The 14,646-nt window shown below is 67.5% G+C and carries 13 protein-coding genes; all 13 read right to left on the reverse strand.

Going from position 1 to position 14,646, the window contains the following annotated elements:
• Positions 1-95: 95 nt before the first annotated feature.
• Positions 96-770 (reverse strand): response regulator transcription factor, encoded by a 675-nt coding sequence (locus tag D9C15_RS22370; RefSeq protein WP_128000692.1) that lies wholly within the window; start codon positions 768-770, stop codon positions 96-98.
• Positions 771-785: 15 nt separating this feature from the next.
• On the reverse strand, positions 786-2,411 hold the full coding sequence (locus D9C15_RS22375) for a 3-(methylthio)propionyl-CoA ligase (protein ID WP_128000693.1): 1,626 nt from the start codon (positions 2,409-2,411) through the stop codon (positions 786-788).
• 92 nt (positions 2,412-2,503) lie between these two features.
• The gene (locus D9C15_RS22380; protein WP_128000694.1) at positions 2,504-3,445 is read right to left on the reverse strand and encodes an electron transfer flavoprotein subunit alpha/FixB family protein; all 942 of its coding nucleotides are present in this window, start codon (positions 3,443-3,445) and stop codon (positions 2,504-2,506) included.
• Positions 3,446-3,488: 43 nt separating this feature from the next.
• Positions 3,489-5,162 carry an electron transfer flavoprotein-ubiquinone oxidoreductase gene (locus tag D9C15_RS22385; protein WP_128000695.1) on the reverse strand — a complete coding sequence of 558 codons (1,674 nt, stop codon included), beginning with the start codon at positions 5,160-5,162 and terminating at the stop codon, positions 3,489-3,491.
• A 28-nt stretch (positions 5,163-5,190) separates the two neighbouring features.
• Complete coding sequence (locus D9C15_RS22390; RefSeq protein WP_128000696.1) at positions 5,191-5,940, reverse strand: electron transfer flavoprotein subunit beta/FixA family protein; 750 nt, start codon at positions 5,938-5,940, stop codon at positions 5,191-5,193.
• Between the two features lie 30 nt (positions 5,941-5,970).
• Positions 5,971-6,471: a MaoC family dehydratase gene (locus D9C15_RS22395; protein WP_128000697.1), complete on the reverse strand. Its 501-nt coding sequence runs from the start codon at positions 6,469-6,471 to the stop codon at positions 5,971-5,973.
• A 13-nt stretch (positions 6,472-6,484) separates the two neighbouring features.
• Positions 6,485-8,266: an acyl-CoA dehydrogenase gene (locus tag D9C15_RS22400; RefSeq protein WP_128000698.1), complete on the reverse strand. Its 1,782-nt coding sequence runs from the start codon at positions 8,264-8,266 to the stop codon at positions 6,485-6,487.
• A 52-nt stretch (positions 8,267-8,318) separates the two neighbouring features.
• On the reverse strand, positions 8,319-9,278 hold the full coding sequence (locus D9C15_RS22405) for a branched-chain amino acid ABC transporter permease (protein ID WP_128000699.1): 960 nt from the start codon (positions 9,276-9,278) through the stop codon (positions 8,319-8,321).
• 13 nt (positions 9,279-9,291) lie between these two features.
• Positions 9,292-10,176: a branched-chain amino acid ABC transporter permease gene (locus tag D9C15_RS22410; RefSeq protein WP_128000700.1), complete on the reverse strand. Its 885-nt coding sequence runs from the start codon at positions 10,174-10,176 to the stop codon at positions 9,292-9,294.
• 69 nt (positions 10,177-10,245) lie between these two features.
• Positions 10,246-11,448 (reverse strand): ABC transporter substrate-binding protein, encoded by a 1,203-nt coding sequence (locus D9C15_RS22415; protein ID WP_128000701.1) that lies wholly within the window; start codon positions 11,446-11,448, stop codon positions 10,246-10,248.
• 50 nt (positions 11,449-11,498) lie between these two features.
• Positions 11,499-12,224 (reverse strand): ABC transporter ATP-binding protein, encoded by a 726-nt coding sequence (locus D9C15_RS22420; protein WP_128000702.1) that lies wholly within the window; start codon positions 12,222-12,224, stop codon positions 11,499-11,501.
• Positions 12,221-12,973 carry an ABC transporter ATP-binding protein gene (locus D9C15_RS22425; RefSeq protein ID WP_128000703.1) on the reverse strand — a complete coding sequence of 251 codons (753 nt, stop codon included), beginning with the start codon at positions 12,971-12,973 and terminating at the stop codon, positions 12,221-12,223. Before D9C15_RS22425 ends, D9C15_RS22420 begins: the two co-directional genes overlap by 4 nt.
• Positions 12,974-12,981: 8 nt before the next feature.
• Entirely contained in the window at positions 12,982-14,646 is a 1,665-nt protein-coding gene (locus D9C15_RS22430) for an acyl-CoA synthetase (protein ID WP_128000704.1), read from the reverse strand.

Here is a 14,646-nt window from a genome sequence, read left to right on the forward strand (position 1 = left end):
ATGGCGATCACTACCAAGCTGGGTTGACTGACATCCATGCGAGTGATCACCTCGAGCACTGATGCCCATCAGGGCCTGCGCGGGCAGGGCAAGGATCAGCTGGTAGGTGTGGTCTGCAAGACATAGCCCAAGCCGCGAACTGTCTGAATCAGGATGCCAGGATGATCCAGCTTGCGGCGCAGGCGACACATGTAGACCTGGATCGAGTTCGGGGTCAGCGCCTCGTCCCATTCGAACATCTGGTCGATGAGCACGCCGGCGCTGACGTGTCGACCGGACCGACGAATCAACGCCTCGAGAAGACCGAGTTCGCGGCGCGACAGTTGCAGCCTTCGTCGAGCCAGGTGGACGGTGCGATCGTGTGTATCGAAAACCAGCGGACCGACTGTGATCACAGGGGCTGCGCTGCCCATGCCGCGACGGTGCCAAACACGAATTCTGGCGAGCAACTCCTCGTCGCTCTGGCTCTCCGAAGCGCAATCGTCGGCGCCGGCATCGAGGGCCTTGATGCGGTCGGCCCCCACGTCGCGAGCATTGATGGCAAGGATCGGAATCTGCGAATCCAACCGCCGCAGCGTCGCGATGATCGATGCGGCGTTGCTCGTCGATCTGGCCAAGTCGACCGTGATCAGGTCGATGCCCGTCAGCGTCAACCGATCGATTCCGAGCGCGTGGAACTCGGCTTGGTCGACTGCATGACCTGCGTCACGCAGTCGCGATGCCAGTCCAGGCATGCGCCCATGCGCATGATCAATCAACAGCACGCGCATCTCGCCGCTACCCGATCATGCGGCAGGCAGTTCGTGGTCCTTGTACTGTTCGCGAAGCTTGTGCTTGAGCATCTTGCCCGTGGCACCCAGCGGAATGCTGTCGACGAACACCACGTCGTCCGGCGTCCACCACTTCGCAATCTTGCCGTCGTAGAACGCCAGAAGTTCCTCGCGGCTGAGCGCCATGCCGGGTCTGCGCACGACGATCAGCAGCGGCCGCTCGTCCCACTTCGGGTGCCTGGCCGCGATGCAGGCGGCCATCGCCACGGCCGGGTGCGCCATCGCGATGTTCTCCAGGTCGATGGATCCGATCCACTCGCCGCCGGACTTGATGACGTCCTTGCTGCGGTCGGTGATCTGCATGAAACCGTCGGCGTCGATGCGTGCCACGTCGCCGGTCGGGAACCAGCCGTCGACCAGCGGCCCCGGACCTTCCTCGCGGAAGTAACGTGACACCACCCACGGACCGCGCACCAGGAGGTCACCGCTGGCCGCGCCGTCGTGCGGCAGCGCCCGGCCGTCGGGATCGACGATCTTCATCGACACGCCGAACACCGCACGGCCCTGGGTGGACTGCACGGCCAGGCGCTGATCGGGCGTCAGCGCATCATGTCGGGCCTTGAGCGCACACACCGTGCCCAGCGGGCTCATCTCGGTCATGCCCCAGGCATGGATCACCTGCACGCCGTGTTCGTCCTGGAAGCTTCGGATCATGGCCGGCGGGCAGGCCGAGCCGCCGATGACGGTGCGCCGCATCGTCGAGAAGCGCAGGTCGTTGGCCGCCACGTGCGACAGCAGCCCTTGCCAGACCGTGGGCACGCCCGCCGACAAAGTCACCCCTTCGGCCTCGAACAGTTCGTACAGCGACTTGCCGTCCAGCCCGGCGCCCGGGAAGACCAGCTTGGCGCCGACCATGCACGCCACGTAAGGCAGGCCCCAGGCGTTGACGTGGAACATCGGCACGACCGGCAAGATCGTGTCGCGCGCCGAGCAGTTCAGCGAATCAGGCAGCGCCGCCGCATAGGTATGCAGCAGGGTCGAGCGGTGGCTGTAGAGCACGCCCTTGGGGTTGCCGGTGGTGCCCGAGGTGTAGCACAGCGTCGCCGCCTCTTCCTCGGAGAACTCGGGCCACTCGAAGCGGTCGTCTTCGGCCGCCAGCAGGTCTTCGTAGCACAGCAGGCCGTCGATCTTCGACGCCGGCATGTGGGCGCGGTCGGTCATCGCGACGAAGGTCCGGATGGTGCCGACCCGGCCGGCGATGGCCTCCACGAGCGGCAGGAACGTGAGGTCGAAGAACAGCACCTGGTCCTCGGCGTGGTCGGCGATGTAGACCACCTGGTCGGCGTGCAGGCGCGGGTTGATCGTGTGCAGCACCGAGCCCATGCCCGAGACGGCGTAGTACAGCTCCATGTGACGGTGCGTGTTCCACGCCAGGGTGGCCACGCGCCGGCCCGGCTGCACGCCCCGCCCCACCAGCGCGCTCGCGAGCTGCCGCGCCCGGCGACCCAGGTCGCGGTAGGTCATGCGGTGGATGTCGCCCTCGACGCGTCGGGTGACGATCTCGCGGTCGCCGTGCTGCGACTCGGCGTGCAGGAGCAGCGACGAGGTGAGCAACGGCATGCTCATCATTTGGCCAAGCATTCTGGAGCCTCCGTGTGTGAAGCGATGGGGGCGCGAACCTGAGCCAGTGCATGGCGGAGCATGGTCATGTCGTGGTCCTGCGGCTGCGGCGTTCAGAGCGAGCGGACCAGTTCGGGAACCGCCTCGAACAGGTCGGCCTCGAGGCCGTAGTCGGCCACTTGGAAGATCGGCGCCTCGGGATCCTTGTTGATCGCGACGATCACCTTCGAGTCCTTCATGCCCGCCAGGTGCTGGATGGCGCCGGAGATGCCGCAGGCCACGTACAGCTGCGGGGCGACGATCTTGCCGGTCTGGCCGACCTGCCAGTCGTTGGGTGCATAACCCGCGTCGACCGCGGCCCGGCTCGCACCGAGCGCAGCGCCGAGCGCATCGGCCAGCGGCGTCAGCACTTCTGCGAACTTCTCGGCCGAGCCGAGGCCGCGGCCGCCGCTGACGATGATCTTGGCCGCCGTGAGCTCCGGCCGGTCGAGCTTGACGATCTCGGCGCCGACGAAGCTCGACAGGCCGCTGTCGGCCACCGCAGCGATTGGCGCCACCACCGCGCTGCCGCCCCGGCCCGCCGCATCGAAGCCGGTGGTGCGCACGGTGACCACCTTGATCGGGTCGGCGCTGCGCACCGTGGCGATCGCGTTGCCAGCGTAGACCGGGCGCTCGAAGGTGTCAGCCGCGATCACCCGGGTCGCGTCGCTGATCTGGGCCACGTCGAGCAGGGCGGCCACGCGGGGCGCGACGTTCTTGCCGTGGGCCGTGGCGGGAAACAGCAGGTGGGTGTAGTCCATGGCGACCGCCATGACCTGAGCCGCGATGTTCTCGCCAAGTTGTTCGGCCAGTTGTGGCGCATCGGCATGCAGCACCTTGGCCACGCCCTGCAGCGCGGCCGCATCCGTGGCCGCGCCATTGGCGTTGTGGCCCGCGACGAGGACGTGGACTTCGCCGCCGGCCAGCCTGGCGATGTCGATGGCCGCGGTGACGACGTTGAGCGTGGCGCCCTTCAAGGCGCCGTGGTCGTGTTCCGCGATGACGAGGATGGTCATGGCAGGTTTGCTCCTGTGTCGGTTGGGGGTGATGTCCGGCGCGTCACATGCCGGCGTAGTTGGGCCCGCCACCGCCTTCGGGCGTCACCCAGACGATGTTCTGCGTCGGGTCCTTGATGTCGCAGGTCTTGCAATGCACGCAGTTCTGTGCATTGATCTGCAGGCGATCGGCGCCGTCCTCGCCCTTCACGAACTCGTACACACCGGCTGGGCAGTAGCGGCTCTCGGGCCCGGCGAAGCGGGCCAGATTGATCTGCACCGGCACCGCGGCGTCCTTGAGCGTCAGGTGCGCCGGCTGGTGCTCTTCGTGGTTGGTGTTGCTGACGAAGACCGACGACAGGCGGTCGAAGCTCAGCCGGCCGTCCGGCTTCGGGTAGGCGATGGGCTCGAAGCCGCTGGCGGGCTCCAGGCCCTCGTGATCGGCGCGGTGGTTGTGAAGGGTCCAGGGTGGGGTCATCACGCCGACCCTGGGCAGCAGCCACTGCTCGACACCGGCCATCAGCTGCCCGATCGCCTTGCCCTTCTTGAACCAGAGCTTGAAGTTGCGGGTCTGCTGAAGCTCGTCGTGCAGCCAGCTCCTCCCGAAGGCCTCGGGGTAGGCGACCAACTCGTCGTGGGCGCGGCCGGCGGCGAGCGCAGGCGCAAGCGCTTCGGCGCAGAGCATGCCGGACTTGATCGCGGCGTGGCTGCCCTTGATGCGCGCCGCGTTGAGGTAGCCGGCGTCGCAGCCCACCAGCGCGCCGCCCGGGAACACCGTCTTCGGCAGCGCCTGCGGCGTGCCGTTGTTGATCGCGCGCGCGCCGTAGCCGATGCGTTTGCCGCCTTCGATGTGCGCGCGGATCGCCGGGTGCGTCTTCCAGCGCTGCAGTTCCTCGAAGGGGCTGAGGTACGGGTTGCGGTAGTCGAGCCCGATCACGAAGCCGAGCGTCACCTGGTGGTCCGCCAGGTGGTAGAGGAAGCCGCCGCCAAAGGTGTCGCCCGACATCGGCCAGCCGGCGGTGTGCACCACGCGGCCGGGCTGCGCCTTGTCGGCGGGCACCTCCCACAGTTCCTTGATGCCGATCGCGAAGGTCTGGGTATCGCGGCCCTCGGTCAGCTTGTACTTTGCCAGGAGCTGCCTGCCCAGGTGGCCGCGTGCGCCTTCGGCAAAGACCGTGTACTTGCCGCGCAGCTCCATGCCGAGTTGGAAGTTGTCGCCCGGCGCCCCTTCCTTCGTGAGGCCCATGTTGCCGGTCGCCACGCCCACGACGCGCCCCTGGCCTTCGTAGAGCACCTCGGCCGCGGCAAAGCCCGGGAAGATCTCGACGCCGAGGCCTTCAGCCTGCTGCGCCATCCACTTGACCACGTTCGACAGGCTGACGACGTAGCAGCCGTGGTTGTGCAGGTTGCGCGGCACCAGCCAGTCGGGGGTGCGCGTGCTGCCGGTTTCGCTGAGGAACAGCACGTCGTCGCCCGTCACCGCCTGGCCCAGTGGCGCGCCGAGCTTCTGCCAGTCGGGAAAGAGTTCATCCATCGCGCGTGGGTCCATGACGGCGCCCGAGAGGATGTGCGCGCCTGGCTCCGAACCCTTCTCGAGCACGACGACGCTGGCGTCCGGCGCGATCTGCTTCAACCGGATCGCGGTGGCCAGCCCGGCCGGCCCGGCGCCGACGACGACCACGTCGTAGTCCATGGCCTCGCGCGGGCCGTGGGTGGCGATGAGTTCCTGCGTGTTCATGTCGATGCCCGTCCGACCCGGCGTCCGCTCAGATCACCTTGACCTCGTTCTTCAGCTTGTCGACCAGGCTCGCGACATCGGGCACCTTGATCCCGGCCTTGCGCCCCGAGGGCTCGCGCACCGACAGCGTCTGCAGGCGCGGGGCCACGTCCACGCCGAGCTCGCCGGGCTTGACCACGACGAGCGGCTTCTTCTTCGCCTTCATGATGTTGGGCAAGGTCACGTAGCGCGGCTCGTTCAGCCGAAGGTCCGTGGTCACGATCGCGGGCGTGGCCAGACTGACGGTCTCCAAGCCGCCGTCCACTTCGCGTGTGACACGGACGCGGCCCTCCTCGACCTCGACCTTGCTCGCGAACGTCCCCTGCGGCCGGCCGAGAAGCGCGGCCAGCATCTGGCCGGTCTGGTTGCAGTCGTCGTCGATGGCCTGCTTGCCGAGAATCACCAGGTCGGGCTTCTCCTGTTCGACCAGTGCCTTCAGCAGCTTGGCCACCGCCAGCGGCTGCAGTTCTTCACCGGTCTCGACCAGGATGCCGCGGTCGGCGCCGATGGCCATCGCGGTGCGCAGCGTCTCCTGGCACTGGGTCACGCCGCACGAGACGGCCACCACCTCGCCGGCAGCCCCCTTCTCCCTGAGCCGCACCGCCTCTTCGACTGCAATCTCGTCGAAGGGGTTCATGCTCATCTTGACGTTGGCGGTGTCCACGCCGGTGCCATCGGCCTTGACGCGCACCTTGACGTTGTAGTCCACCACCCGCTTGACGGCGACGAGGATCTTCATGGCTGCCACTCCTCAGCGTGGTTCGGTTCTTCAGGGGGCCGCGACCGCGGCGCCCGCCGCAGGCGTGCCAGAGGCCTCGGCCGAGGCGGCCTTCGCCTCGCGCCTCGCCCGCGATGTCGTCATCACCTGCGCCTCGCCCTCGATCACCACGGTGTCGCGCACGCGGCACACGGTGGCCAGCACGGCGCGGGCCTTGGCCAGGTCCACTGACATCACGGTCACCGTGGCATGCACGGTGTCGCCCGGCCGCACCGGCGCCTTGAAGCGCATCTGCTGGCCGAGGTAGATCGTCCCCGGTCCGGGCAGGCGGTTGGCCACTGCGGCGGAGATCACGCTCGCGGTCAGGAAGCCGTGCGCGATCCGGCCGCCGAAGGGCGTGTCGGCGGCGAACTCCTCGTTGACATGCACGGCGTTGTTGTCACCCGAGACACCGGCGAACAGCACGATGTCGGCCTCGGTGATCGTCTTGGAGAACGTGGCCGCCATCCCGGGCTGCAGGTCCTCGATGTCGTGGCCGTTCTGGTCGTTCATGGGTGTCCCCGTCTCAGAGTTGCGCGGCCGCAAGGCCCAGCGTCGACTCGGCGCCATGGAGCACGACGTCGCGCCAGGCCGCGGCATGCGGCATCACATGCAGTGCGAAGTGCAGCGCCGTGACGCGCTTGGCCTCCAGGAATTCGCGATCCTCGCTGCCACTGGAGAGCTGTGCGCTGGCCGCCACGGCGGCGCGCGTCATGAGCCAGCCGCCGATGACCGTGCCGGCCAGCCAGAGGTAGGGGACCGCAGCGGCCGCGGCCTCGCGCCCCCCTTGGGCCAGCAAACCCTCGGTGCCCTCGGCGAGGGCCTCGACGCCGCGACGCAGCGCCGCATGCAGCGCCACCATCAGCGCGTCGCCTTCGTGCCCCACCGCGCTGGCGTCGGTGCTCATCTGCGCGATCAGGCGCTTCATCACGGCACCACCGTCGCGCGCCACCTTGCGGCCGATCAGGTCGTTGGCCTGGATGCCGGTGGTGCCCTCGTAGATCGTCGTGATGCGCGCGTCACGCTGGTGCTGCGCCGCGCCGGTCTCCTCGATGAAGCCCATGCCGCCGTGCACCTGCACGCCGGTCGCCGTCACCAGCTGGGCACCCTCGGTGCACCAGCCCTTGACGATCGGAATCAACAGATCCACGAGCGCCTGCGCCGCGGCGCGCTGGTCGGCGTCGGCATGTCCGCGTGCGCGATCCATCCAGCCGGCGGCGAAGTAGGCCAGCGCGCGTTGCGCCTCCGTGCGCGCCTTCATGTCCATGAGCATGCGGCGCACGTCCGGGTGGCCCACGATCGTGCGGTCGGCATCGCCTTCGCGCGACAGGGTCTTGCCCTGCACGCGATCGAGCGCGTAGCCGCGCGCCTGCTGGTAGGCGCGCTCCGAGATCGCCACGCCCTCCAGGCCGACGTTCAGGCGTGCGTGGTTCATCATCGTGAACATGCACGCGAGGCCTTGGTTGGCCTCGCCGACCAGGTAGCCGATCGCGCCCGGCCCTTCGCCGAAACTCATGACCGCGGTGGCGCTGGCGCGGATGCCCATCTTGTGCTCGATCGACGCGCACACGAGGTCGTTGCGCTCGCCGAGGCGGCCGTCGTCGCCGACCAGGAACTTGGGCACCAGGAACAGCGAAATGCCCTTGACGCCCGGGGGTGCGTCCGGCAGACGCGCCAGCACGAGGTGCACGATGTTCTCGGCCATGTCGTGTTCGCCCCAGGTGATGAAGATCTTGGTGCCGCTGATGCGGTAGTGGTCGCCCTCCGGCACGGCCTTCGTGCGCAGCGCAGCCAAGTCCGACCCGGCCTGCGGCTCGGTCAGGTTCATCGTGCCGGTCCAACGGCCCTCGACCATCGGCGGCAGGAAGCGCGCCTTCAAGGTCTCGGTGCCGTGGTGGGCGATGGCCTCGACGGCACCAAGCGTCAGCATCTGGCACAGGCTGAAGGCCATGTTGGCCGACTTCCACATCTCGAGCACCGCGGTCGACAGCAGCGTGGGCATGCCCTGGCCGCCAAACTCCGGATCCGCCGGCATGCCGTTCCAGCCACTTTCGCAGAAGCTCGCGTAGGCCTCCTTGAAGCCTTCGGCGGTGGTCACCACCCCAGCGTCCCAGCGGTTGCCCTGGCGGTCGCCGGACTGGTTCAGCGGCGCCAGCACCTCGCCAGCGAACTTGTCGGCGGTGTCGAGGATGGTCTCGACGAGGTCGGGCGTGACCTCCTCGAAGCCGGGTTGGGCGAGCACGGCGTCGAGACCGCCGATCTCCTTCATCGTGAACAGCATCTCGCGCAGCGGTGCGGCGTAGGTCATGGTCGTCTTCTCCGTCGGGGGCAGAGGGTTCAGCGTCGGGTGAGAGCGGCCGTCAGTGGTCTGCGCCGCCGCGGCTTCGCAGGGCCGCCAGCTCGCCAACGATGCCGCGCCGGAACGCGAGCACGCAGACGACGAAGATCACGCCCATGATCACCATGACCCAGGGGCCGACCTTGTCGGCGAGCACGTTCTCGAGGCCCACGATCGTGGCTGCACCCACTACCGGACCGAGCACGGTGCCCAGGCCGCCGAGCAGCGTCATCAGCACCACCTGGCCGGAGGTGTGCCAGTGCACGTCGGTCAGCGAGGCGAGCTGGAACACAAGCGACTTGGTGGAACCTGCCAGGCCGGCGAGCGAGGCCGAGATCACGAACGCCAGCAGCTTGTAGCGGTCGACGTCGTAGCCGAGCGAGATCGCGCGCGGCTCGTTGTCGCGGATCGCCTTGAGGATCTGGCCGAAGGGCGAGTGGATCGTGCGGTACACGACGAACAACCCGCCCAGGAAGACCAGCAGCACGAACCAGTACATCGTCATGCTGTCGTTCAGGTCGACGAGGCCGAACAGCTTGCCGCGCGGAATGCCCTGCAGGCCATCCTCGCCGCCGGTGAACTTCATCTGCAACGCCAGGAAGAACACCAGCTGTGCGAGGCCGAGCGTGATCATCGAGAAGTAGATGCCTGCGCGCCGGATCGCCAGGCCGCCGAAGACCGCCCCGAGCAGCGCGCCGAAGCCGGCACCCGCGAGCAGCCCGAGTTCGGGCGTGGCGCCGACTTGCTTGCACAGCCAGCCGGTGACGTAGGCCGAACCGCCGAAGAACGCGGCGTGGCCGAAGGACAGCAGGCCGGCGTAGCCGAGCAGCAGATTGAATGCGCAGGCGAACAGCGCGAAGCACAGGATCTTCATCAGGAACGTGGGATAGACCACGAACGGTGCGATCGCACCGACGAGGGCCACGCCGAGGAAGAGATGCCAGGTCGGGGTCTTCCCGGCGGCCGCGATGACGGGTTTCATGCGTCGCTCCCTTTCAAGCCTGCTTGCCGAACAGCCCTGCGGGGCGGAGCAGCAGAACGATGACCATGATCAGGAAGATGACCACGGCAGACGCTTCCGGGTAGACGACCTTGGTCAGACCCTCGATCAGGCCGAGCCCGAGCCCGGTGACGATCGAACCGAGGATCGATCCCATGCCGCCGATCACCACGACTGCGAAGACGACGATGATCAGGTTCGAACCCATCACCGGGTTGACCTGGAAGATCGGCGCCGCCAGCACGCCGGCGAAGGCGGCCAGGGCGGATCCGACCGCATAGGTCGCCGTGATCAGCACAGGCACATTGATGCCCAGCGCCTGCACCAGGTCAGGCCGCTGCGTGGCGGCGCGCAGCGTGGCGCCCAGCGACGTTCGCTCAATCAGGTACCAGGCCATCAGGCACACCCCGAGCGCCGCAACCACCACAAAGCCGCGGTACAGCGGCAGGAACATGAAGCCCAGGTCGACACCGCCGGACAGGGCCTCCGGCGCCTCGTAGGACTCGCCGGAGACACCGAAGAAGTTCTTGAACAGCCCCTCGAGGATCAGCGCCAGCCCGAAGGTCAGCAGCAGGCCGTACAGGTGATCCAGGCCGCGCAGGCGCTGCAGCATCGTGCGCTCGATCACCACGCCGAGCACGCCCACCGTCAGGGGGGCCAGCAGCAGGGCGAGCCAGTAGTTCACACCCAGGTACTTGGACGCGAGCAGTGCCACGAAGGCGCCGAGCATGTACTGCGCGCCATGCGCGAAGTTGATGATGTTGAGCAGGCCGAAGATGATCGCCAGGCCGAGGCTGAGCACGGCGTAGAACGAGCCGTTGATCAGGCCGACCAGCAATTGGCTGCCCAGCAACGCGCTGGGAATGCCGAAGATCTCCATGTGTCGCTCCTCCTCTTGGGGATGAAGGCGCGGGCTGCCCCAGCCCGCACCGTGCTGCGAGGCAGCCTGTTACTTCTTCACCAGGGGGCAGCGCGACTCGGACAGCGGCTGGAAGGCCTCGGCCGCAGGGATCGTCGCCTTGATCTTGTAGTAGTCCCAGGGCTTGGTCGACTCGGCGGGCGTCTTCACCTGCGCCAGGTACATGTCGTGCACCATGCGACCGTCATCGCGGATCTTCCCGTTCTTGGCGAAGAAGTCGTTGATCGGCGTCTTCTTCATCTGCGCCATCACCTTCGCCGTGTCGTCGGAATTGACCGCCTTGACCGCCGAGAGGTAGTGGTAGACCGACGAGTACTGGCCCGCCTGGATGCCGGTGGGCATCTTCTTCATCTTGTCGAAGTAGCGCTTCGACCAGGCGCGCGTTTCGTCGTTCAGGTCCCAGTAGAACGAGTCGGTCAGGTACATGCCCTGTGTGGTCTTCAGGCCGAGCGCGTGCACGTCGGTGATGAACATCAGCAGTCCCGCGAGCGACTGCTTCTTCGAGATGCCGAACTCGGCCGCCTGCTTGATCGAGTTGGTGGTGTCGCTGCCGGCGTTGGCCAGGCCGATCACCTGCGCGCCGGAGCTCTGCGCCTTGAGGAGGAACGACGAGAAATCCTGTCCGGGGAAGGGATGACGCACCGAGCCGAGCACCTGGCCCCCGTTGTCGGTGACGACCTTGGTCGAGTCCTTCTCCAGCGCGTGGCCGAACGCGTAGTCCGCGGTCAGGAAGAACCAGGTCTTGCCACCGGCCTTGGTCACCGCCTTGGCCGTGCCGTTGGCCAGGGCATAAGTGTCGTAGGTGTAGTGCACCGTGACGTCGTTGCACTTCTCGTTGGTGATCGGCGTCGAGGCGGCGCCGTTGATCAGCAGCAGCTTGTTCTTGGCCTTGCCGACCTCCATCACCGCCAGTGCCACCGAGGTGGTGACGAGTTCGGTGGCGGTGTCGACCTTGCCGCTCTCGAACCACTCGCGCGCCTTGTTGGCGGCGATGTCGGCCTTGTTCTGGTGGTCGGCCGAGACGATCTCGATCTTGAAGCCCGGCTTTTCCTTGGCAATGAAGTCGGCCACCGCCATCTCCGTGGCGTAGACCGCGCCGGCGCCGGTCAGGTCGGAGTAGGTGCCCGACAGGTCGGTCAGCACGCCGATGCGCACGACGTTGTCGGAGATCTGGGCCATCGCCGGCGCGGCGAAGGCGGTGAACAGGGCAGCAGCCAGGGCGGTTCGTTTCATGGGTGTCTCCAGGGTCGGTGGTGGGTTGTCGAAGGTGTGGCGGAAAGGGGTCAGACGCCGAGCAGCTCGTGCAGCATCTCGGTCTTGGAGGCCAGCTCGTCGCGCTGCACGGTGGCCACGACGCGGCCGTGCTCCAGCACGTAGTGGCGGTCGGCCAGGGGCGCCGCGAAGCGGAAGTTCTGCTCGACGAGCACGATGGTGTAGCCGCGCGACTTGAGCAGGCCGATCACTTCGCCAAGGCGCTTGACGATCACCGGCGCCAGGCCTTCGGTGATCTCGTCGAGCAGCAGCAACCGTGCCCCCGTGCGCAGGATGCGGGCCATCGCCAGCATCTGCTGTTCGCCGCCGGACAGGCGCATGCCGGGGCTGGCGCGGCGCTCGAGCAGGTTGGGAAACAGCTCGTAGATCTCCTCGACCGTCATGCCGCCGCTCTTGACCTGGGGCGGCAGCATCAGGTTCTCTTCGGTGGACAGACCGGCAAAGATGCCGCGCTCCTCCGGGCAGTAGCCGATGCCCAGGCGTGCGGCCTGGTGCGGCGGGACCGATGTCAGCTCGCTGCCGTTGAACATCACCGAGCCGGTGCGCCGGCCGACCAGGCCCATCACCGCCTTCAGCGTCGTCGAGCGGCCCGAGCCGTTGCGGCCCAGCAGCGTGACCAGCTCGCCCTCGTTCACTCTCAGGTCGATGCCATGTAGGATGTGCGATTCACCGTAGAAGGCGTGCAGGTCGGTGATGCGCAGCATCTCGTTGCCGGTTGCGGTTGCGGTCGCGGTCATGCTTCAACTCCGACGTAGGCCTCGAGCACGCGCGGGTCCTTGGACACCACCTCGTACGGTCCTTCGGACAGGATCTGCCCGCGTTGCAGCACGGTGATGGCGTCGCTGAGCTTCTCGACCACCGACAGGTTGTGTTCGACCATCAGCACCGTGCGTCCCTTGGACACCCGCTTGATCAGCTCGACGACGCGGTCGACGTCCTCATGGCCCATGCCTTGGGTCGGCTCGTCGAGCAGCATCAGCTGCGGTTCCAGCGCGAGCGTGGTCGCGATCTCGAGCGCGCGCTTGCGGCCGTACGGCATCTCGACGGCCAGGGTGCTTGCGAACGATCCGAGGTCCACCGCGTCGAGCAGTTCCCGGGCCCGAGCATCGAGCGAGGCGAGGCTGGCCTCGGAGCGCCAGAAGTGGAAGGACGTGCCGAGCCCGCGCTGCAGCGCCACGCGCACGTTTTCCAGCGCGCTCATGTGACCGAAGGTGGCCGAGATCTGGAACGAGCGCACGACGCCGCGCCGCGCGATCTGCGCCGGCTTCTCCGCGGTGATGTCGTGGCCGTCGAAGGTGATGCGGCCCCGCGTGGGCTGCAGGAACTTCGTCAGCAGGTTGAAGACGGTGGTCTTGCCGGCGCCGTTGGGTCCGATCAGGGCATGGATGTGGCCGCGGCGGATGCGCAGGTCCACGTTCTGCACGGCGGCGAAGCCGCCGAACTCCTTGGTCAGACCCTGGGTGTCGAGGATGAAGTCGTGTGCCATGCTGCGCCTCACTCGATGGCCGAGATCGAACCGACCCGCTCGCGCAGCTGGAACTTCTGGATCTTGCCGGTCGAGGTCTTCGGCAGTTCGCCGAAGACCACGCGCTTGGGCACCTTGAAGCGCGCAAGTTGACCGCGGCAGAATTCGACCAGCTCCGGCTCGCTCGCCTGGGCGCCGGGCTTGAGCTCGACAAAGGCGCAGGGGACCTCGCCCCATTTGGCGTCCGGCAGCGCGACCACGGCGGCCAGCATGACCGCCGGGTGGCGGTGCAGGACATCCTCGACCTCGATCGACGAGATGTTCTCGCCGCCGGAGATGATGATGTCCTTGCTGCGGTCCTTGATCTTGACGTAGCCGTCCGGGTGCATCACCGCGAGGTCGCCCGTGTGGAACCAGCCACCGGCGAAGGCCTCCTCGGTGGCGCTCGGGTTCTTGAGGTAGCCCTTCATGACCACGTTGCCGCGGAAGAAGATCTCGCCAATGGTCTCGCCATCGGCGGGCACCGGTTGCATCGTGTCGGGGTCGAGCACGGTGACGGCTTGCTGGAGCGGGTAGGTCACACCCTGGCGGCCATTGAGGCGGGCGCGCTCCTCGGCGCTCTGGCCAGCCCAGGACTCCTGCTTGGCGCAGACCGCCGCCGGGCCATAGACCTCGGTCAGGCCATAGACGTGCGTGAGCTCGATGCCGGCCGCCTCGCAGCCTTCGATCACGGCGGCTGGCGGCGCCGCCCCGGCGATCAGGCCCTTGACGACATGGCCGAAACCCTCGCGCGCCGCCGGCGCGTTGATCAGCATGTTGTAGACGATGGGCGCGCCGCACATGTGCGTCACCCGGTGCTCGCGCACCAGCGGGAAGATCAGCGCCGGATCGACGCGGCGCAGGCAGACGCTGGTGCCGGCGACCAGCGCCATCGTCCAAGGGAAGCACCAGCCGTTGCAGTGGAACATCGGCAGCGTCCACAGGTACACCGGGTGGTGCGGCAGGCTCCAGGCGATCACGTTGTTCGCGGCGTTCAGGTAGGCGCCGCGGTGGTGCGTGACCACGCCCTTGGGGTTGCCGGTGGTGCCCGAGGTGTAGTTGAGCGCGATCGCGTCCCACTCGTCGGCGGGCAGTCGCCAGGTACCGTCGGCATCGCCGCTCTCGAGGAACGCCTCGTAGTCGATCTCGCCCAGGCGATCGCCGGCCGGCGCACTGTCGTCCTCGACCTCGATCACCAGCGGGCGCCTGTCGCCCATCATCGCCAGCGCCTTGCCGATCACGGGCGCGAATTCGCGGTCGGTCAGCAGCACCTTGGCTTCGCCGTGCTGCAGCATGAAGGCGATCGCCTCGGCGTCGAGCCGGGTGTTCAGCGTGTTGAGCACCGCACCACACATCGGCACGCCGAAATGGGCCTCGAACATCGCCGGCACATTGGGCAGCATTGCCGCCACTGTGTCGCCGGCGCCGATGCCGAGGCGCGAAAGCGCGCTCGACAGACGCCTGCAACGCCCGTAGGTGACGCGCCAGGTCTGGCGCAAATGGCCGTAGACGATGGCGGTGTGCTCAGGGTAAACCCAGGCGGCGCGTTCGATGAAGCTCAGCGGCGACAGTGCGACGTAGTTGGCTGGGTTCTTGTCCAACCCGTTTGCATAAGGGCTCGAACGGAGGTTCGGCGTTGGCGTGGCGGCTGCCAT

This window comes from Piscinibacter defluvii (assembly GCF_004011805.1).
In the GTDB taxonomy this organism is placed as follows: Bacteria; Pseudomonadota; Gammaproteobacteria; order Burkholderiales; family Burkholderiaceae_C; genus Piscinibacter; species Piscinibacter defluvii.

Excerpts from the sequence above, each read along its gene's own strand:
- D9C15_RS22405 (WP_128000699.1), bottom strand. The coding sequence starts at position 9,278 with ATGAAACCCGTCATCGCGGCCGCCGGGAAGACCCCGACCTGGCATCTC.
- D9C15_RS22375 (WP_128000693.1), bottom strand. The coding sequence starts at position 2,411 with ATGCTTGGCCAAATGATGAGCATGCCGTTGCTCACCTCGTCGCTGCTC.
- D9C15_RS22370 (WP_128000692.1), bottom strand. The coding sequence starts at position 770 with ATGCGCGTGCTGTTGATTGATCATGCGCATGGGCGCATGCCTGGACTG.
- D9C15_RS22385 (WP_128000695.1), bottom strand. The coding sequence starts at position 5,162 with ATGAACACGCAGGAACTCATCGCCACCCACGGCCCGCGCGAGGCCATG.
- D9C15_RS22420 (WP_128000702.1), bottom strand. The coding sequence starts at position 12,224 with ATGACCGCGACCGCAACCGCAACCGGCAACGAGATGCTGCGCATCACC.
- D9C15_RS22415 (WP_128000701.1), bottom strand. The coding sequence starts at position 11,448 with ATGAAACGAACCGCCCTGGCTGCTGCCCTGTTCACCGCCTTCGCCGCG.
- D9C15_RS22425 (WP_128000703.1), bottom strand. The coding sequence starts at position 12,973 with ATGGCACACGACTTCATCCTCGACACCCAGGGTCTGACCAAGGAGTTC.
- D9C15_RS22390 (WP_128000696.1), bottom strand. The coding sequence starts at position 5,940 with ATGAAGATCCTCGTCGCCGTCAAGCGGGTGGTGGACTACAACGTCAAG.
- D9C15_RS22380 (WP_128000694.1), bottom strand. The coding sequence starts at position 3,445 with ATGACCATCCTCGTCATCGCGGAACACGACCACGGCGCCTTGAAGGGC.
- D9C15_RS22395 (WP_128000697.1), bottom strand. The coding sequence starts at position 6,471 with ATGAACGACCAGAACGGCCACGACATCGAGGACCTGCAGCCCGGGATG.
- D9C15_RS22430 (WP_128000704.1), bottom strand. The coding sequence starts at position 14,646 with ATGGCAGCCGCCACGCCAACGCCGAACCTCCGTTCGAGCCCTTATGCA.
- D9C15_RS22400 (WP_128000698.1), bottom strand. The coding sequence starts at position 8,266 with ATGACCTACGCCGCACCGCTGCGCGAGATGCTGTTCACGATGAAGGAG.
- D9C15_RS22410 (WP_128000700.1), bottom strand. The coding sequence starts at position 10,176 with ATGGAGATCTTCGGCATTCCCAGCGCGTTGCTGGGCAGCCAATTGCTG.